This window comes from Bradyrhizobium diazoefficiens, assembly GCF_016616235.1.
GTDB lineage: Bacteria > Pseudomonadota > Alphaproteobacteria > Rhizobiales > Xanthobacteraceae > Bradyrhizobium > Bradyrhizobium diazoefficiens_H.
The window spans coordinates 2,475,122-2,494,029 of record NZ_CP067100.1; the positions used below are offsets into that span (position 1 = coordinate 2,475,122).

Consider the following 18,908-nt stretch of genomic DNA (forward strand, 5'->3'; position numbering starts at 1 on the left):
CGTCATGGCGCTCGTATTCGCTTTGTTACGGAGTCTTGCACATCATGGTCAGTGACAAAGCGCGAATCGGCAGGTCGAATTCGTGCATTACTATCGTGCTTGAGCGCACCTTCGGCAGATCATGCCGCAGCCCTCGGGTGATGATTGCGACCAATCTGGAGGAAGCCATGACAATCGCGTCGCAGCTTAAGGACCCATCATTGCTTGCCGAGCGCTGCTTCGTCGGCGGCGGATGGATAGATGCGGACGGGGAGGCGACGTTCCCGGTCGACAATCCCGCCACAGGCGCGATAATCGGGAACGTTCCGCAGTGCGGCGCACGCGAGACCGGAGCGGCCATTGCCGCAGCCGAACAGGCTTTTCAAGTTTGGCGAAAGAAGACGGCGGGCGAGAGGGGGGAACTCCTCGAACGCTGGTTCGATCTCATGATCCAGAATAGCGAAGATCTCGCTCGCATCATGACTTTGGAGCAGGGCAAGCCACTTGCCGAGGCCCGCGGTGAAATCACCTATGGCGCTTCCTTTGTGAAGTGGTTCGCGGAGGAGGCGCGCCGCGTGTACGGCGAGACAATTCCCGCCGCTTCCGTCGACGGACGAATCATCGTCCAGAAACAGCCGATCGGGGTTGTGGCAGCCATAACGCCTTGGAATTTTCCGAACGCCATGATCACGCGGAAAGCGGCGCCGGCTCTCGCTGCCGGCTGCACGATCGTGATCAAGCCGGCTGAGGCGACGCCGTTCTCCGCTCTGGCGCTCGCTGTGCTCGCCGAACGAGCTGGGATTCCCAAGGGCGTCCTCAACGTTCTCACGGGTCGGCCGGCCGATATTGGCGCCGCGCTCACGAAGAGTCCGGTGGTACGCAAGCTGACATTCACGGGTTCGACCCGTGTTGGCAAGCTCCTGATGGAACAGTGCGCAGCGACGGTGAAGCGGGTCGGGCTCGAACTGGGCGGGAATGCCCCGTTCGTCATCTTCGACGACGCGGACCTCGACGCCGCGATCACCGGTGTAGTGGCGAGTAAGTTCCGCAATGGCGGGCAGACATGCGTTTGCGCCAATCGCATCTTCGTTCAAAGTGGCATCTACGACGCTTTCGCCGACCGGCTCGTTGCGGCCACCTCAAAGCTGAAGGTTGGCGACGGGCTGGTCGACGGAACGACTATCGGCCCGATGATCAACCAGGCAGCCATCGACAAGATTCAGCAGCACGTCGATGATGCTGTGTCGCGGGGAGCGGCCATCGTCCTCGGCGGCAATGCCATGGGAGGATTGTTCTATCAACCGACTGTACTGAAGGACGTCACGACGGAGATGAGAGTCGCCCAGGAAGAGACATTTGGGCCCGTGGCTCCGCTCTTTCGGTTCGCCAATGAGGCGGATGCGATTGCAATGGCGAACGACACGCCCTTCGGTCTGGCGTCTTATCTCTATACGCGCGATATTTCGCGAGCTTTCAGGGTCGCAGAAGCGCTTGAATTCGGCATGATTGGGATCAATGCCGGGTCGGTGTCGACAACGACCGCGCCGTTCGGCGGAATCAAGGAATCGGGGCTGGGACGCGAAGGGTCCCACCATGGCATCGAAGAGTTTCTTGAGATGAAGACTCTTCATCTCGGTGGCATCTGAGATTCGCCGTCATGGAACAGCGCGTCTTTCCTGGGGAAATCGAGAACCCTCCGAAGTTCAGACTAAGAACTCAACATTTGATGGCGACGATCTCCGTTGTGGTCATGGTGGCAATCATCTTCGTCGTCGCTTGGGCTGAACGATATTTGCCCGGGTCAAGTACGACCGACGCTGGCGCCGCTCGGATTCCGGCAAAGCACGACACGATGAAATCTACACGTAGGCTCCATAACTAAGCTTGTGCGAGCGGCACCCTCCGCGGCGGAATCCATCCTCCCTGGCATGATCGAAAGCCATGAACAAAAACAGGTGAAGCACCATGACTCTATTTGCAGGGCCGGTTTTCGACATGGCTCGCACTCAGTTCAATATCATCGCAGACCACCTTGAAATTCCCAGTGACGAACGCGATCGCTTGCTCTTGCCGAAGCGCGCCATCTCGGTTTCCTGCCCGATCCATATGGACGATGGCAGGACCGCGGTTTTCACGGGATATCGCGTGCAGCATCACCTAACACTGGGCCCGGCAAAAGGCGGAACCCGCTACGCCCCGAACGTCGATATAGGCGAGATTGCCGCCCTAGCTATCTGGATGAGTTGGAAATGCGCGCTGGCCGACCTGCCCTATGGCGGAGGCAAAGGCGGCGTGACTGTCGACCCAAGACTACTGTCGCCTCGAGAACTCGAGAGCCTATCGCGTCGCTACATGCAGGAGATGATTCCCTTCGTCGGTCCGCATACCGACGTGATGGCGCCCGATATGGGTACGAACGAGCAGGTGATGGCTTGGTTCATGGATACCTATTCCATGTACCAGGGAGTGACCGTCACGGAAATCGTTACTGGTAAGCCGGTCGGATCGGGCGGCACCCTCGGCCGTAATGAGGCCACTGGTCATGGAGTAGCCTTTCTCGCCAGCCGAGCTCTTGATCATCTAGGAATAGACCCGCTCGCCTCAACCGCGATCTTGCAAGGTTTCGGTAATGTCGGATCACATGCCGCAATTGGGCTGGCTCGTCGCGGCACCAGAATCGTCGGTCTGAGCGATCACACGGTGGCCATCTACGATCGGAACGGCTTTGACGCCCAGAGCGCGTTCGACCATGTCATGAAACATCGCGTGCTGAAGGGCTTCGCCGATCAAGCCGAGATTGATCCCACAGAGCTTCTAACAAAGCCGTGCGATATTCTGGCGCCCTGTGCGGTCGAGCGGGTCATAGACGAAGAGGTGGCGGCTGCACTGAACTGTCGAATTCTCGCCGAGGGCGCCAACGGACCGACAACACCAGATGCCGATCTTGTGCTTGGCAATCAGAACAACGCGATCTTCGTGATACCGGACATCCTCTGCAACGCCGGCGGTGTGATCGTTAGTTATTTTGAGTGGGTGCAATCGCTTCAACAATACTTTTGGTCGAAAGACGAAGTCATGGAAAAGCTCGAGCGCGCGCTCGATCGCTCATGGAGACAAGTCGTTGATCGCGCCAACCGGCACGGCGTTTCCAACCGAACCGCGGCAATGTCGATCGGTGTCGACCGAGTTCGTAAAGCGAAGCAAGCACGTGGATTGTTTCCATAGCGGCACGCCGACTGATCTCCGGTCTTCCAGGTGCGGCCCAAGGTCGGTCGAGCTTGAAGCGGCCACAGACCTAACGAGCGATCTCTGACAAGGGGCTGCCGACGGCCTGATGATTTGTCGGGATAGGCTTCGTGTGCCGCCAACACGCATATCTGAGCAGGAACCTGTCCATTGTCTGATCGGTCACCCCTAATCGCTCGCGAAAATGCGTCGCGAAAACTTGACATGTCGAAAAAATCCGACACTGAAGGCATGATTGCTTCCGCTATCCCCACCGTCGACGTCTTTTCAATCCTAGCAAATCCGGTTCGGCGGCAAATTCTGGCCGATTCGAGGAAGCGCGCGCTTAGTGCCACCGAGATTTCGCAGAGCTTCAAAAACCTTAAACGGCCTGCAGTTTCCGAACATCTCCAATCACTCCGAAGAGCGGGCTTGCTTCGCGAGGAGCATTGGGGCGCCATCGGTTCTATCATCTTGATCCGCGGCCGCTTGCTGAGCTCGATCATTGGCCCCAGCGGGCGAACAGGTCGTCGGTGAGGCGAGCTTGGGCAGTCATCCTGCCGGCTGAAACTGCGGTTGAAGAGGCAGATCGGTGCGTGTCTTGAAGTTCTCGTCCGCCTACCAGAAATATGTTGGTAAACACCTCGGTCGGCACCAATCTCCCCGCAGGAGAGCAGATATGCAGACGAAAAGACTTAAAGGAAAAGTAGCCTTGGTAACGGGGGCATCCTCCGGCATCGGCGAAGCGACCGCACTGGCGTTGGCGGCAGAGGGCGCGCGCGTGGCGATCGCCGCGCGTCGCGTTCAGCGCCTGAACGATCTTGCAGACCGCATTCGCCAAGGCGGTGGCGAAGCACTGCCGATCACAGCCGATGTGAGGGATGAAGCACAGGCCACAACCATGGTGGAGCGTGTTCTGCAAGATTTCGAACGGTTGGACATCCTGCTCAACATTGCCGGCGTCGGTGTTGCTGCGCCCTTCCAGAACACGACTACAGCCGAATATCGCCAGATGGTCGAGGTCAACTTTCTAGGACTGCTCTATCCGATTCACGCCGCGTTGCCGGCGATGAAGGCGCAAGGCGCGGGGCACATTGTGATCGTTTCGTCCGGCACGGGTCGCTACATCCACCCCTCGACGGTCTATTCCGGCACTAAGCATGCGGCCAGTGCCATGGCGGAGTCGCTGCGGCGCGAGATTGGTAAGGATTGGATTCGCGTGACCTCAATCGAGCCTGGTGCGGTGAGGACGGAATTTACCTCCCACATGCGCGACGAAGTCCGTGCGTCGGTCGAGCAGAGGTTGGGCGACATGGTGCAGCTCGAGAGCGAGGACGTTGCCGCGGCTATCCTCTACGCCGTGACCCAGCCGCCGCATGTTAATGTGAACATTCTGACCCTTTATCCGACGCAACAGGCATGAGGAATCCCCCAAATTCGAACGGATCGGCAGCAAAGCCTTGCGGCTGTGAAGCCCGAGATATGGTGCTTTGGCCGCAAATATGGCGCACCCGACACCATTCGAACGTGTGGCCTTCGCCTTCGGAGAATTTAACTCGCCTACGCTCAAAAACGATAGGGCACGCCATGCTGCGCCATAATACTGAAACTGCGCTTGCTTGTTCTAATGGAACGAACGCAGGAGCGGCGTCGTTCTTTGAGCGCGGTTACCCAACACGCAACCATAGATGAGTGCTCGAAGGAATAGGTGAGCATTGATCTTTTGACAATGAGGTCCGTCATGAACGCCAGTCCGCTCGCCGTCGCTCGCACCTGCCTCCAGGCTTATGTAGAAAAGGACCGTGCGGCGATCGAAGCGCTGATTGCCGATGCCTATCACTTCACGAGTCCGATCGACAATGCGCTCGACCGCAAGAGTTATATCGAGATCTGCTGGCCGAACAGCGAGACGATGGCAGGCTTCGAGCTCATCCATCAAGCGGAGGACGGCGATCGCGCCTTCATAGTTTATGAGGGGCGCAATTTGGCCGGAAAGACCTTCAGAAACTGCGAGGTGCACACGGTCCGGGACGGCCGTCTGGTAGCGACAGAGGTCTATTTTGGCTGGGACATCCCGCACAAAGTGCCCGATGGCCAACACATCGGGAGTGACGGAAAGGGACACGCTTGATTTGCCGCCGTTGACCGGTGTTGCGGAAGGGCAATGACTGAAACAGGCGCAGCCCTACCGCACCACTCCAAGCGATTCAAACGTTTTCCGCGCCAAGCACCGCCCTTCGCGCGACCATGAATCGTTGCCGGAGGCGCCCGGCGTAGCGGATCGCAGGAGGTTGTGGATTCGGTGGCAATGGCGCGCCACGGCCGATGAAGATGGGCACTACTGCTTCGCCGTGGCGCTATGATGCCGCAGCGCGGCACGCGCTTCAATCTGCAAAGCTGCGACACTCTACGACTTTGCACTGCGCCTCGCGGCGCTGCCTTCGATTTAGGCGCACTCCGGAATGCTTCGGTTCCCATCGAAGCATCGAGGTCCTCGACTGGGCTAACAGCCTCTCGACAGTTTTTGAGAGGTCACCACGCGACGACGATTGGGGATCTCGTTCGTACTGCTGATCACCGGAGGACAGGATATGGCGCTTGCAAAAAATCAGACGGTCATCTTGCCGGGAACCGCGGCTTCGGCAACGGAGCCCTGGCGGCCGGCGCTTTTGCTGCGCAAGCAAACGTCAGACGGTGCGGATCGCCAAAGCCCCGTTCTGTACATCCACGGCGCTACGTTTCCTTCGGCCAATTCCATGATGTTCAGATTTGACGGCGTGTCCTGGGCTGATGCTTTGAACAGATCCGGCCGTTCGGTCTGGGCATTGGATTTCGCCGGGTTTGGCGGCTCCGAATTCTACCCCCAGATGGCGCAGTCGGCACCGCCGGCTGGCGAGCCGCTCGGCCGCGCACCCGAGGCCGCGGTTCAAATTGAACGTGCCGTTCGCGCGATTGTCGCCGAGACCGGCGCGGCCCGCGTCTCAATCATCGCTCATTCGTGGGGCACGATGGCGGCGGGTCTGTTCGCCACGAAACATCCAGAACTAGTCGACCGCATCGTCTTCTTTGGACCGCTCGTTCGACGCGAAATCGTTAAGGGAGGACCGCCACTGGGGCCATGGCGTTTTCTGACCGTCGAAGAACAGCATAAGCGCTTTGTCGAGGATGTGCCGGCAGGTCAGCCACCTGTGTTGCTCGATCGCTACTTTGCGGACTGGACGGTACTCTATCTGAAGTCGGACCCGTCCAGCAGCACCCGCACACCGCAATCTGTGAGAACGCCAAATGGCCCGATGGCCGATATCATGGCTGCATGGTCCGGATCGCTCGCCTATGATCCGGCGTTGATCAAATCTTCGATCGCAATTGTACGCGGCGAATGGGACAGTCGCTGCAAAGATGCCGACGCGGCGTGGTTGCTTGCGGCGCTAACCTCTGTACCGCAGAAGACCGACATCAAGATTGCGAAGGCCACGCACCTGATGCATCTTGAGGAAAGCCGCGGTGACCTTTATCGGGCTGTCGTCAACTTCTTGGACGCAAATTGAAGTTAACATGATCGCGGCCTGCGGATGCAACTTGACGCTCTGTATTGGAAATCGGCGGTTTTTGGCGCCGATGGCGTGTCCCCAAGAAAAAACGCGGCTGGCGCTTCTTCCCGATGCTTTCATCGGCTGGGAACACGTCCAATGCCGACTATTTCGCCCTCGCCGAGGGCCTTGAGAATCCCATGATCAACGTCTTCCAGAAGGCGGGCGCTACCGTGCGACACGTTTGGGCTCAGAGATGTTCTACGCTCCCGCCGATCGCGGCCAGCACCCTCGTCACAACGGACCCTTGGACCTCATCTGGAATATCCTCGACCTGACCCCGCACGGCCGCGGCGTCGATGAGGATTGGCCGAAGCTCGATGATGAGGCGTTCGGCCAAACGGCATCATCGGCCAGCGCACAGATTAATTGGGATCTGGCCAATGCAACTTCGCAGTGCGGAGGCGCTGGTGAAATTCTTATCTGCAATTCGAACCATATTCGCAGCAACACTCATCGCATTTCCGCTGCAACTCTCGACGGCCGCCTCTCAAACATCCCCGACGGTCGTTGACTGCAAAGCATCACCTCCGCCAGAAGGCTTTCGGCGCGAGGAGGCGCGCGTCAATGGCGCAACGATCTCCTACGTGATAGGCGGGAGCGGGCCTGCGCTCGTCCTCATCCACGGATTTCCAGAAGATCATTCCGAAAAATGGAGCGACGCGCCGCTAATTACGGTCCGGCTCACATTTGTTTCGAGAAGCGCCAGGGCGAATGGGTTTTCGTCCATGAGCACCATTCGCAGGCAGTCAAACCCAAGGGCTAGAATCGGCGGCTGCTGGCGTTCGCGCTTTCTATGCGGTGGCCACCCGACACCATTTGAACGTGTGACCTTTGCCTTCGGAGGGCAACGCCCTAGAAGCGATGGGTTTTCTTAGACGATACTCTCGTCGCGACAGCGGTGCTCTTCGCGGTGCCGAGTCGAGCTGCATCCAGGTGTACACTGTCCACGCAGCGCTGAATGCGACCGGGGTAGGGCTGTTCGGTCCAGGGCTGATCCAAAACCTTGATATCGTCGACGCTCGCCAAACGCAGGCACATCCATTTTCCACGTTCTGCCCGAGTTGGCCTGCCAATCCCATCGACAGCCAAGACGAACGCGCGTTCCTCTTGCAAGGCGTGGCCTAATATGTACGGGCAGGCCGTTAGGTCTCTTCCGTTATAATTTAGCCGAAGCGTCTTCCGCCGGAGGATGGCGTCCTTCATGGCAAGAAAGGTGGCGCTGTGGCCTGTGCGAACGATTTGAAAGGCCTTCTTGCGAGGACCATACCTGAATATCTCAAAGGACGAACTGAACGTCGCCGCTCGCGTGATGCCACATCGTTGCATCACCGCGAAGCTTGTTCGGTCCACGAGCGAAAGCTCCTCATGGGGATACGCTTCCGACATTTGCCTGGCCGTTTCCAGGTCGGTCGCCGTGACGGGTTCAACGACCGCGTCAATCTCCCGCAAGCGCTCCCAAAAGGTATCCGCGACGCCGGTGCCGAACTGCGCGTTGAGCATTTGCCACGTCTGAGCCAAGACGTGGTTAGTGAGCGTGCACCGATCGATGCTGAGTAGTATGGACTTTGCGAGTTCATTGTTGCGGTCGCGCTTGCACGCGGCGGCAAACCACACTGAGCTGTCAACGAACGTGCTCACCCTTCTTACTCCTCGAGTGGATAGTCCCAAATCTTGCCATCGGGAGCGTTCTGCTCCAGCCATCGTTCTGCGACTTGCCTGGAGGCGAACAGCTTCGCCCACGCGGGGTCTCCGATCGCCCTGGAGTGTTCATCGGAGAGATAGAGCCAAAGTGAGGCTCGTCGCGGTCCGCCTTCGACCTCATATGCCCAGGCGACGCCTTCCGGATCGTGTTGCTGCAACCACCTGTCGGCAGCGTCATCCGAGCCGAAGAGCTTGACCCAATCGGGATCGCCGGGTTTACGCTGATCTCCGTTGTCGAAATCGTTCAGGTAGACCCAGACGATTTGCCCATTTCGCCGTAGCTCGGCCCAGTTCTCAACTGCGGCGTTGACTGCTTTGCGGCTTGAGCGCTCTGCTTCCGGCAAAGACATCACGGCGCCGTGTATCTCGTTCGATATTGCGAGCCTGCTGCCGGGGGGCTTTTCTCGCCACCGCCAGAATTCGTCAAATGCGTCGGTCATGGCTGCTTACCTCCGCGTCGCGCGGAATGGATTATCCATCGTGAATGCATCCGGCCTGATACCGCTCTCGATGCGAGTCCAGGTGACAGGCGCGGCAATCGGAAATCCCTCCCGCGCCCGCGGCGAGTAGGTGCCCACCGCAGTGGTCCCACGCCCGTTCCGCAAGTAATCGAGGAAGATCCGGCCGCTGCGCCTAGCCTGCGCTGAGAGGATGTAGCGGGCGGGGTTGCGCGCCGCGAAGTCGGCCACCAGGCGTCGTGCGATATGATGCGCCTGATCGTGCAGTATAGGTCCATCCAGCGACGCGATCAAATGGATGCCCTTGCCTCCGGTCAACTTCGGCCAAGTGTCGAACCCCTGACGTTTCATTGCCGCGCGGAGTTCAAGAGCGGTGTCGGCGACTGTCTCCCATTCGATGCCATCTCCGGGATCGAGATCGATCACGATACGATCGGCGTGCTCGAAATCCTCCACTGTCGAATTCCACGGGTGCAGTTCGATCGCCCCAATCTCGACCAGGCCGAGGAAGCCATGAAGACTGTCGACCCATAGGCGCGTGCCTTGGCCGCCTTCCCGCTTTTGGATTCGGAGCTGGTGCACCGCTTCCGGAATCTCCTTCGGAAGCGGACCCTTGTGGTAGAAGGTGGTGCCGTGTACGTGCCGGACGAGCTTGAGCGGACGATTGCCCAGGTGCGGCAGCGCCTTCCTCCAAACGCGCTTCCAGTACTCCGCGAGCTGTTCCTTCGAGGGGACGACGGCGTCGGGCAGCAGTTGCAGGATGTTTTCCCTGGGGACCCCGAGCTTCGGCCGTCCGACGGGGGAGGGTACCAGCCGGGGGGCCTTGACCTTTCTCACGGCGAGGTCCTCACGGAGCCCCTTGAACACGGCCTCACGCAACAGGCCATCGTCCGTCAGCGCGCCAAACTCGACTTCAGCGTCAACCTTCGGTTCGACCCAGGTGGCCTTTGGCTTCTTGATCCTGACGTCCAGCGGCGACGTCCGCCGGATCAATGGATCCAGCCGCTCGCGCAACTCACGCGCGGTCGTCTCCGTATAGCCGGTGCGGACCTTGCCGGCATAGACCAGCTTGCCGTTTTCACGACGGCCCACATAGAGCGAAGCGATCTTGCGAGGGTGGGCCCCGAGCTTCTCCACGAACGCCACGATTGGAAGGGTCTCGCTCTTCTTGCACTTGAGCTTGATCCAGGTCTCCTGCCTGCCCGAGCGATAGGGTTCTCCGAGCCGCTTGGCGATGAGCCCTTCCAGGCCCAGCTCGCACCCATTGTGGAAGATTCGGTCGCCATCGGCTTCCAAGCTTTCGACATAGATGAAGGTGTCGGGCGCATGCTTGAGGAGGCGTTGGAGTAAACGCTTCCGACCCTCATACGCGACCGCACGCAAATCGTAGCCATCTAAGTAGAGCAGGTCGAATGCGTGGTAGCGCACACGCTCACTGCGCTTTGGCCCGAGCTCGCGCCGGAGCTGCTGAAAGTCAGGTAATCCGGCGCTGCCGTACACCACGGCTTCGCCGTCGATGATCGCGCTGTCTGCTTTCAACCGATGCGCCGCCGCAGCGATTGACGAGAACTGCTCGGTCCAGTCGTAACCCGTGCGCGAATACACTTTGACGTCACCATCGTCCAGGTGCAGCTGCGCGCGGTAGCCGTCGGCCTTAATCTCATAGACCCAACCCTCGCCACGCGGCGGCGTCTCGCGCAACGTGGGATCACAAGGCTCGATGTAACCTGGAATAGCAGTCTTTTGCGCCCCGCGGACGCGCGATACTCCCGAACGAGACTGACGCAACGCTACAGCACACATGCGGATTCAACGCATCCCGGCCGATTCGTTCCCTCCTGGAAATGCTCCGCCACCGGTGAATGCGATCGAGGTTCGTCTCGGCCGGCCCGGTTTTAAGCCGAGGAGCTATATGGGCGGGAGAGCCCGTAAGGGAGGGCTCGGCAGGACCACTCGCGCAACATCGCCCGCAGCTACGCGTCCGCCGGTTCGAACAACGCCCATCACGCCGCATCTAAACGCTGGGCCTGTTTTCTCAAACGGGAGCAGGTGCTGTTTCAGGCTGGACCGGAAGCGATCAACCAGCACGCAGGCAGCCCGAAGCCCGTCAGTTCCACGGCGGCGGTCGGTCCGAGCAGGATCCGCGTCCCCCGCGGCATCTCCTCAAGGTCGAGGCCGTCCGTCGATGTTCTCGCCGAGTTCTCCCGCGCCGATTTCGTAGCCGCATCTCCGGAGTGTGCCGAACAGCTCGGACGGGATCAGGTGTACTTGGCGCAGATTAGGCGGGCGAGGCTGCCTTCGGACGAGGTATCGGTGCCGAACGAAAGGCCCAGCGTGCGCATCGCCTTCGACGCCATGGCCTTCCACCAACAGGATCTCGCGTTGCGGCATCTTGCTGAAAACGATGCCTGTGATCTGCCGACACGGCCAGAACGATGCCTTCGAGGACGAGGCCCGTCATCGTCCGTCAGGCTGCACGTGCAAAGGAGCGCCGCCGCTGGCGAAGGTATCGCGTGATGTCCGACAGCGGCATGGCATTCAGCACCCGGTCGGGCGGCACGCCACCTTTTCGCGCCATCTCGACACCCCAATGCATATGATCGAGCTCAGCAATCGAGTGTGCGTCCGGATTGATGCTCAGCATGCAGCCGTATTCGAGCGCCGCCTGATGCCAGCGCCAGTCCAGATCGAGCCGCCACGGATGGGCGTTGATCTCGACCGCGACGTCGTGCTTGGCGCAGGAGCGAAGGACCTTTTCGACGTCGATCTCGTACCCCGGCCGGCGCTGGAGCTGGCGGCCAGTCATATGGCCGATGATGGTGGTGTAGGGGTTGGCAACGGCGCGGAGCAGCCGTTCGGTCTGCGCCTTTCTGTCCAGCTTGAATCGTCCATGGATACTGGCAACCACAAAGTCGAAGCTTTCAAGCACGTCGTCAGGATAGTCGAGCGCTCCGTCTGCCAGGATGTCCGATTCGATCCCTTTCAGGATCCGGAAGTCCTTGCCAAATTTCTTGTTGAGCCGGTCGGCTTCCTGGTGCTGCTCCTTGATCTCTTCGAGCGACAGGCCTCCGGCGTAGTGCGCGGACTTGGAATGGTCGGCAACACCAAAATATTCGAAGCCGCGCTTTCGCGTCGCCTTCGCCATGGTCTCAAGGGTCTCGGTCCCGTCCGAGGCGTCGGTGTGGCAGTGCACGATCCCGCGCCGACCTTCGCCGCTTTTCGCGATCGCGAGATTTTGCAGGATCTTGGTCTGCAGCGCTGACCCAAGCCCCTTGGCCTTCTTGATCCGGTCCTCCTTCGCTGCCTCCTCCAGTTCGGCGAGGGACGTGACGCCTAGGTCCTTGTAGAGCCGCAGCACCTTCTCGGGCCGGAGCCCGGGTAGGCTCAGGAGTTCCAGCACACCGGCGGGGACCTCCTCCCGGAGCTTCTCCAAGCTGGGATGAGTGCCTGTGCGGTGAAGCTTGAGGATGATGTCTGCGATGGCACCACCCACGCCAGGTATCTCCGTCAACCTGTCCTCTTCAATCAGACGCTCGATCGGGACGGCCAGCGCCGTCAGGCTGTCCGCGGCGCGCGAATAGGCTTTCGCGCGGTACGGATTGCCGCCGCGGAGTGCGCTCCGCTGCGCGTACCCCCGCAGCAACTTTGCGATCTCTTGCGTACCGATCTTGGGCACGATGTCTTCCCAAAATTCTTTCCGAGTCTCAACGGTCCCAAGCGGCTAGCAGTTCCGGGGAAGGGCTATTGCCGAGCCTGGAACGGCAGGGAATTGAGCTGGTTGGCCAGAGGGGGTGTGGAGGACGCTTGCATGATCGAGACCGACACTCTTTTGGAGAAATGCCTACGCTGCGGCGCCTGGCCGATGGCCGCGAGCCTGCAGCGGACGTCCTCTCCGCAGCCGGAAATCCGGTTCAGGTGCCCGAGGTGTCACGCCGACGAGACCGGTCGACTACGCCGCCGGCCGATTCAGCGCTCCGGGCCCCCGGATCTGAACGCAGCCTGACCCGGTGATCCCAGTCGAAACTGAGCTGGCGGTCTTTGCACGCTGCGAGACCTCCTCGTATCCCTCGGCGCGATCGGTGATCGGCGGCTGAGCGTTGCGGCGCGGCAAATTCCAGTTGCGAAGAGACGGTCCGAATGTAGAGTAGGCCGTATTTTACGCCGCTTTAACAATGTTGAATTCGGCGCCTCTGCGGTTGCGATACGATTGCCTTTCCTTTGGGGGGCTCCCATGTTCGATCCGGCAACGACCGCGCTGTTGCGCGCCGTCCTCGACGAGGTCTGCGAAGACGTTTCGCGCTCCGAATCCGGCACACGCGTCCACGTGGCATCCAGGATCCTGGAAGCCGTCAACAAGGGTGACACTTCGCCGGACCGGCTCAAGCAGATCGGCCGCGAGGCTCTCTACGACGCGCCGACCATGTGGCGATAGCGGGGAGACGTGGGGCGTGAACTTCCAGGTTACGGTGCTTAAGATCCTGGTGAGCTATCCGGACGGTTTTGCCGTTATGGCGGACCTCAAGCGCGACATGGCCATCCTCGCAACGAGCGGACGGGATTGGGCTGAGCGGACCAAGCGGCTTGCCGCGCGGGTGGCGGATCTCGATATCTTCTCGCAAGCGCTGGTCGAGCGCCTGAACGGCGGCTGGCGTATTACTGAGAAGGGGCGCGCGGTGCTCGAACTCATGGAAGCTCGTCCTTCTAAAACGGAGCCGGAAAGAGACGGAGTAGGAGCTGAGCCGTCCATTACGGCGCAAGCGGCGCGTCTTCCTGTCTCAACCCGGCTCACTGGGGATCAACGCCGTCAGCGCCGCCGAGCCGCTCGCGAGCGGGCCAGGGCGAAGGCTTCCTGATCTCCTCCCGAGCGGCTTCCGCCGAACCTCCGGCTACCACCGGTGACGGGAAATCTCTAATCCCTCCTTCGAACTGTTCGTCGGCGCTCTTTGAGGGCGCCTGAGCGGCGCTAAGCTTTCAGACAGCCCATATGCATTGGCATCGCGGATCTCCACCGACACCTCCGAGGTTTTCGGAAACTAAAATTAGCTCCTAAATCACAATGCTCCCTCAGCGGACGGATGCTACGCTGGCTCCAGTAGGGGGGACGAACAATTGGCCATCTACCGAATACTTAAAAACTCACCTCTTGGCCCTGAAGAGATCACGCGTCTTTCCAGCGTTTACGAGCAGGCTCTCCGTACGATTGGCGTACAGGATCGAAACACTGAATTGGTGGCCAGGAAGATCCTTGAGATCGCTCAGACCGGCCTCAAGGATCCCGCCAAGATCTGAGTCCGGGCCATTGAGGAATTGGACCTGCCGAAAGGCTGATTGCGAGCAAAAAAGGTCCGTGGTTTGGCGCAAGCCGAAGGGAATTCGATAGACGCCGACCTAACGCTACATCCGCGACTGGCTTTTCCCGAACGACCAGATGCGGCGTTTTCGAGGCTGGCCGAAACGCAAGCGCGATGGCGCTGATCGCCAATATTGCAAGGACAGAACAGTACGTCAGGCGCGCAGGCGCCTCTGGCTACTAGTGTGTAAGGCGGATTTGCAGTTCCAACCACGCATGCGGCAGGCGCTATCGCTTCCTCAAGCCGCAGATCACTGCATTTGCCTCGACGGCAGATGCTGGTTGCGGTTTTCAATGCGCAGAGGCGAACGGAGGTTCGACCCTCAAGCGGCTCGAGCAGTTGGAATTTCTCTCGTGAGTTCACGGTTGCCACAACCAGTCATTTGTCCGATGCACGTCGCGAGCCGACGCATCCCATTGCACGGCGTCTCGCCCGAAATCAGCTTGAATTGTTTCAGCGATCGTCCCTACGATGCAAACCGAAGAACGCCTTCTGCTGCGCGGCGGCGGCCAACACGGAAATCGCCCGCGCCGCAGCCCGCTTCGGGAAATGGAGTTGTGCTTGGATTGGAACGATCTGCGTTACTTCTTGGCCGTGGCCCGGCTTCACAGTCTAACGGAAGCGTCCCGGGAGCTGAGAGTGAGCCAGGCGACGATCGCACGCCGCATTGCGGCTCTCGAACATACCATCGGAAGAGGTCTCTTTACTAAGCGCCACGACGGATACAGCTTGACGACCGCAGGCGAAGCGTTGTTCGAACCCGCTGAGCAGGCGGAGGCTCACCTTCTGTGGTTGGAACGGGGGGCGGCCTTCCCGGCCGAGAGCCTCGCCGGGATCGTCCGCTTGGCGATTCCGGAATTGCTAGGCCAACACTTCATCATTCCTTCTCTCGCCGATTTCAGCGAGCGCCACCCCTCGATCCGGCTGGAGGTCATCGCCGACGTGCGCCCAATGCGCTTGAGCAGGCGTGAAGCCGACGTTCTCGTCCGTCTTGTGCATCCAACGCAAGGAGACTACCTGGTCCGCCGGGTAGGCCGGATCGCGCTCGCGCTGTATGGTTCGCCGGCGTACCTGGCTGCGCACGGCTCGCCCGCGGTCCCGTCAGATTTGCTGAATCACCGCATGATCGGCTGGGAAGCCGAACTCGGATTCTTGCCATTCTCTCGTTGGCTGCTGGACGCCTTGCCTGAAACCAACGTGGTCTTCCGCGCCCACACGATGAGCGCACAGTTGGCGGCGGCCGAAGCCAATCTCGGTCTCGCTGTTTTGCCGGCGTTCGTCGCCAAGAAATTCGGGTTGGTCCGGGTCCTCAAGGAGGAGGCTCCGTTCTCCTCCGACATATGGATGTTGCAGGCGCCGGGCTCTAGTTCGTTTGCTCGCGTGAGGGTGCTTGCCGACCATGTCGCGGAGGCGCTTCAGCAATCCTCGGCCGATTTCATGGACCTCGGCTAAGGGCTCTCTGGCGCCGCTTCATGACCGAATGCCCGTGCGCGCTTTTCAATTTTGAAAAACGCTTTTGCGTGATTGCCGCTGGTCGCTCAGGCAAAAGAGCAGAAAAACGTCTTCGGCAGTTTTCTGGAGCATTTTTGAAATGACCACCACCGCGCAAGCCTTCAAGTTTTCTCGTACCGGGGGTCCCGACGTACTCGAATGGGTCTCGGACCAGGTTCCTCCGCCTGCGGAAGGACAGGTGCAGATCCGCCACGAAGCGATCGGCGTCAACTATATCGACGTCTATCATCGTTCCGGGATATATCCCCTTCCGCTACCCAGTGGCATCGGCGTCGAGGGAGCCGGCACGATCGAAGCGGTAGGCGGCGGAGTCTCTGGCTTCGCCGTAGGCGACCGCGTTGCCTATGCTGGTGGCACTCCCGGCGCGTATGCCACCATCAGAAACGCACCTGCCGCGCGGGTTGTGAAGCTTCCGGCGGACGTGTCCAGCAAGGCGGCCGCGAGCCTTACCTTCAAAGGTTTGACCGTCGAATATCTCATCCGGCGCTGTCACCAGGTGAAGGCCGGGGACTTCGTCCTGTGGCACGCTGCTGCCGGCGGCATCGGCCTGATTGCGTGCCAGTGGCTGAAGGCAATGGGAGCAACTGTCATCGGCACGGTCGGAAGCGAAGAGAAAGCAAAGCTCGTGCGCGCCAACGGCTGCGATCATCCGATCGTCTACACGAAGCAGAGCTTCGTCGAGCAAGTGAAGGAGATCACGAAGGGCGAGGGCGTCGCGGTCGTCTACGACTCGGTCGGAGCGCAGACGTTTGGAGGTTCGCTGGATTGCTTGCGGATGACCGGCACTTTGGTCAGCTTTGGCACCTCCTCGGGGCCGGTGCCGCCGTTCGATCTGGGTGTGCTTGGCACGAAAGGCTCACTTTTCGTGACGAGGCCCTCCATCGCGCATTACACGGCGAAACGCCCGGATTTGGAAAAAGGCGCGGCCGCGGTGTTCGAGGCCATCGAAAGCGGAACGATAAAGGCCGCCGGGGTTACGGAGTACTTGCTGCCTGACGCCCCCCAGGCGCATCGGGATCTTGAGGCCAGGAAGACTTCGGGTTCACTGATTCTACTTCCCTGATCCTTGTGAATGAGGGAAGCACTTAAATAAGCAGAAGGACGCAGCCGTATTCGCGCGGTCGGTGGCGGCACCAGCTCTGGGCCATCCCGTTCGGAGGAGGAACAAATGAAGGCGGTTCTTGTCGAACAATTCTCGCCGGTTCAGTCGCTCCGTATCCAGGACGTCCCGACCTCAGATTTGCCCCGAGGACGGGTTCGCGTTCGGATCAAGGCCGCCGGCATCGGCTTCGTCGATGGTCTTAAGGTGCAGGGACTCTATCAGACCAGAGATCCGCTTCCCTTCGTTCCTGGGATGGAATTTGCCGGTGTGGTAGACGAGATCGGCGAAGCTGTTTCTCGGGTAGCGGTGGCCGATCGGGTCTTCGGCCTGGCTTCAAGGGGAGCGTTGGCCGAAGAGATCGTGGTGCCGGAGAACGAGCTATTCAGAATTCCTGAGAACCTCTCCTTCGTTCAGTCCGCCGCGATTCCTGTGAACTATCTCACGGCGACATATGGCCTGCGAGAGCGGGCGGCGCTGCGCGGGGGAGAGATCCTCCTCGTGCTCGGAGCGGCAGGCGGAACAGGGACCGCGGCGATCAAGGTCGGGAAGAGTTTGGGTGCGCATGTGATCGCCGCCGCTTCGTCGGAGGAAAAGCGATCGTTCGCATGTTCGCAAGGAGCGGACGCCGCAATCGACTATACACTGGAGAATTGGCGGGAGACGTTGAAGTCGCTCACCCAGGGGCGCGCGGTGAACGTCGTTTTCGATGCGGTCGGCGGTGAAATTTCGCCCGTTGCCTTTCGCACGCTGGCCTGGAAGGGGCAGCATCTTGTCGTCGGATTCGCTGCCGGCAAAATCCCCGCCCTTCCGTTCAACATCGCCCTCCTAAAAGGAGCCTCGCTCACTGGCGTCGACAGCGCTCAAATTCGAAAATTTGAGCCGGACGTCTATGACCGGCTAATGCAGGATGTTTGCGTCGCCTTAGAAAGGAAGTCGCTCGAGCCGCCGCCGACGCACACGTTTTCCTTCGCGAACTTCCAGGAGGCGTTCCAAACGATGAGTGCGCGTCGCGCGAGGGGAAAGATAGTCGTCGAAGTGGCCGACTAGGAATACGTCCTTCAGCGAATAATGCAGCTCAGTCGGTGTGCAAGCGGTGTTCAGACGAAGGTCTCGCTCAAATGCCCATCGCCGCCATTCATCTTTGCCCACGCTCGTCCGATGGGAATCCGCCACAAGTGGAAAACCATTTTTCACTTTTTTTGGTGGCCTCCGCACGAAAACAGGAAGAATGAAAGCCTGCGATTATCGTCGAGGTCGTGAAGGTGTTCACGCGCGGGAGTTCTTGATGGCGACCTACCTGATTTGTCACGGAGCTTGGGCCGGCAACTGGGCGTGGAAGAGGATCCGCGACATTCTTCGCACCGAAGATCACGAGGTTCTCGTTCCGACTTATACCGGCCTGGGCGAGCGCGCCCATCTCACCAACCCGCTGGTGGATCTCGAAACTCACATTCAGGATGTCAGGAACGTGATCGAGTACGAGGATTTGACCGACATCATCCTGGTAGGTCACAGCTACGGCGGAATGGTCACCACGGCGCTCGCCGATCGCATCCGCGAGCGAGTCAGACAGATGATCTACGTCGACGCCTTCGTACCGGAGGACGGAGAATCTCTATACGATTTGGCCGGGGGCGAATCCAGCTTTGCCGCTCCCGTCGAAGGATGGCTGATCCCGCCAGTGGCGCTGGCGCCGGATACATCCGCAGAGGACATCGCCTGGACGACGCCCTTGCGCCGGCATCAGCCCGTGCGGACGTTTTCACAAGGACTGCGACTGTCGCACACGAAACCTGCTTCTCCGCGCTCCTACATTCACTGTACCCGAAAAGCGAATAAGGATTTCTTTCGCCAGTTCGCCGACCGGTTTTCTCAGGATCCTGAATGGGCGTTCCATGGGATCGACGCCAGTCACAGTCCCAACATCACCAATCCGCGGTTGCTCGCGCAATTGCTGCTCTCGTATGCGCCGGCTCCATTACCGTGA

18 protein-coding genes are annotated in these 18,908 nt (G+C 60.0%); 14 read left to right on the forward strand and 4 right to left on the reverse strand.

All coding sequences use genetic code 11. The features are described from left to right. Positions 1-167 precede the first annotated feature (167 nt). The 7 genes from JJB99_RS11700 (at position 168) to JJB99_RS11735 (ending at position 7,308) form a co-directional block, all read left to right on the forward strand. Positions 168-1,625 (forward strand): NAD-dependent succinate-semialdehyde dehydrogenase, encoded by a 1,458-nt coding sequence (locus JJB99_RS11700; protein WP_200498907.1) that lies wholly within the window; start codon positions 168-170, stop codon positions 1,623-1,625. A 319-nt stretch (positions 1,626-1,944) separates the two neighbouring features. Further along, a complete protein-coding gene (locus tag JJB99_RS11705) occupies positions 1,945-3,204 on the forward strand; it encodes a Glu/Leu/Phe/Val family dehydrogenase (protein ID WP_200498908.1) in 1,260 nt (419 codons plus the stop codon). Positions 3,205-3,429: 225 nt separating this feature from the next. Next, positions 3,430-3,741: a helix-turn-helix domain-containing protein gene (locus JJB99_RS11710; RefSeq protein ID WP_200498909.1), complete on the forward strand. Its 312-nt coding sequence runs from the start codon at positions 3,430-3,432 to the stop codon at positions 3,739-3,741. Between the two features lie 142 nt (positions 3,742-3,883). Further along, on the forward strand, positions 3,884-4,627 hold the full coding sequence (locus JJB99_RS11715; RefSeq protein WP_200498910.1) for an SDR family oxidoreductase: 744 nt from the start codon (positions 3,884-3,886) through the stop codon (positions 4,625-4,627). Between the two features lie 318 nt (positions 4,628-4,945). After that, on the forward strand, positions 4,946-5,335 hold the full coding sequence (locus JJB99_RS11720) for a nuclear transport factor 2 family protein (RefSeq protein ID WP_200498911.1): 390 nt from the start codon (positions 4,946-4,948) through the stop codon (positions 5,333-5,335). 460 nt (positions 5,336-5,795) lie between these two features. Further along, positions 5,796-6,752 (forward strand): alpha/beta hydrolase, encoded by a 957-nt coding sequence (locus JJB99_RS11725; protein WP_200498912.1) that lies wholly within the window; start codon positions 5,796-5,798, stop codon positions 6,750-6,752. 238 nt (positions 6,753-6,990) lie between these two features. Beyond that, positions 6,991-7,308, forward strand: a complete 318-nt coding sequence (locus tag JJB99_RS11735) for a hypothetical protein (RefSeq protein WP_200500473.1) — start codon at positions 6,991-6,993, stop codon at positions 7,306-7,308. 341 nt (positions 7,309-7,649) lie between these two features. Here JJB99_RS11735 and JJB99_RS11740 read toward each other — a convergent pair whose 3' ends face one another. The 4 genes from JJB99_RS11740 to JJB99_RS11755 all read right to left on the reverse strand — a co-directional run bounded on the left by JJB99_RS11740 (position 7,650) and on the right by JJB99_RS11755 (position 12,632). Beyond that, a complete protein-coding gene (locus tag JJB99_RS11740) occupies positions 7,650-8,435 on the reverse strand; it encodes a type II toxin-antitoxin system VapC family toxin (RefSeq protein WP_200498914.1) in 786 nt (261 codons plus the stop codon). 5 nt (positions 8,436-8,440) lie between these two features. Continuing rightward, positions 8,441-8,938 carry a hypothetical protein gene (locus JJB99_RS11745; RefSeq protein ID WP_200498915.1) on the reverse strand — a complete coding sequence of 166 codons (498 nt, stop codon included), beginning with the start codon at positions 8,936-8,938 and terminating at the stop codon, positions 8,441-8,443. A gap of 6 nt (positions 8,939-8,944) precedes the next feature. Then, a complete protein-coding gene (ligD, locus tag JJB99_RS11750) occupies positions 8,945-10,759 on the reverse strand; it encodes a DNA ligase D (protein ID WP_200498916.1) in 1,815 nt (604 codons plus the stop codon). 664 nt (positions 10,760-11,423) lie between these two features. After that, positions 11,424-12,632 carry a DNA polymerase/3'-5' exonuclease PolX gene (locus JJB99_RS11755; RefSeq protein WP_200498917.1) on the reverse strand — a complete coding sequence of 403 codons (1,209 nt, stop codon included), beginning with the start codon at positions 12,630-12,632 and terminating at the stop codon, positions 11,424-11,426. Positions 12,633-13,187: 555 nt separating this feature from the next. Between JJB99_RS11755 and JJB99_RS11760 the strand changes: the two genes are divergently transcribed. The 7 genes from JJB99_RS11760 to JJB99_RS11790 all read left to right on the forward strand — a co-directional run bounded on the left by JJB99_RS11760 (position 13,188) and on the right by JJB99_RS11790 (position 18,908). Continuing rightward, positions 13,188-13,388, forward strand: coding sequence for a hypothetical protein (locus JJB99_RS11760; RefSeq protein ID WP_200498918.1), 201 nt, complete (start codon positions 13,188-13,190; stop codon positions 13,386-13,388). Positions 13,389-13,404: 16 nt separating this feature from the next. Continuing rightward, positions 13,405-13,809: a hypothetical protein gene (locus JJB99_RS11765; RefSeq protein ID WP_200498919.1), complete on the forward strand. Its 405-nt coding sequence runs from the start codon at positions 13,405-13,407 to the stop codon at positions 13,807-13,809. A 256-nt stretch (positions 13,810-14,065) separates the two neighbouring features. Next, complete coding sequence (locus JJB99_RS11770; protein WP_200498920.1) at positions 14,066-14,245, forward strand: hypothetical protein; 180 nt, start codon at positions 14,066-14,068, stop codon at positions 14,243-14,245. A 611-nt stretch (positions 14,246-14,856) separates the two neighbouring features. Then, positions 14,857-15,759, forward strand: a complete 903-nt coding sequence (locus JJB99_RS11775) for a LysR family transcriptional regulator (protein WP_246775301.1) — start codon at positions 14,857-14,859, stop codon at positions 15,757-15,759. A 139-nt stretch (positions 15,760-15,898) separates the two neighbouring features. Continuing rightward, entirely contained in the window at positions 15,899-16,882 is a 984-nt protein-coding gene (locus JJB99_RS11780) for a quinone oxidoreductase family protein (protein WP_200498922.1), read from the forward strand. Between the two features lie 105 nt (positions 16,883-16,987). Next, positions 16,988-17,968: an NADPH:quinone oxidoreductase family protein gene (locus tag JJB99_RS11785; RefSeq protein WP_200498923.1), complete on the forward strand. Its 981-nt coding sequence runs from the start codon at positions 16,988-16,990 to the stop codon at positions 17,966-17,968. A 238-nt stretch (positions 17,969-18,206) separates the two neighbouring features. Next, positions 18,207-18,908 carry an alpha/beta fold hydrolase gene (locus JJB99_RS11790; protein WP_200498924.1) on the forward strand — a complete coding sequence of 234 codons (702 nt, stop codon included), beginning with the start codon at positions 18,207-18,209 and terminating at the stop codon, positions 18,906-18,908.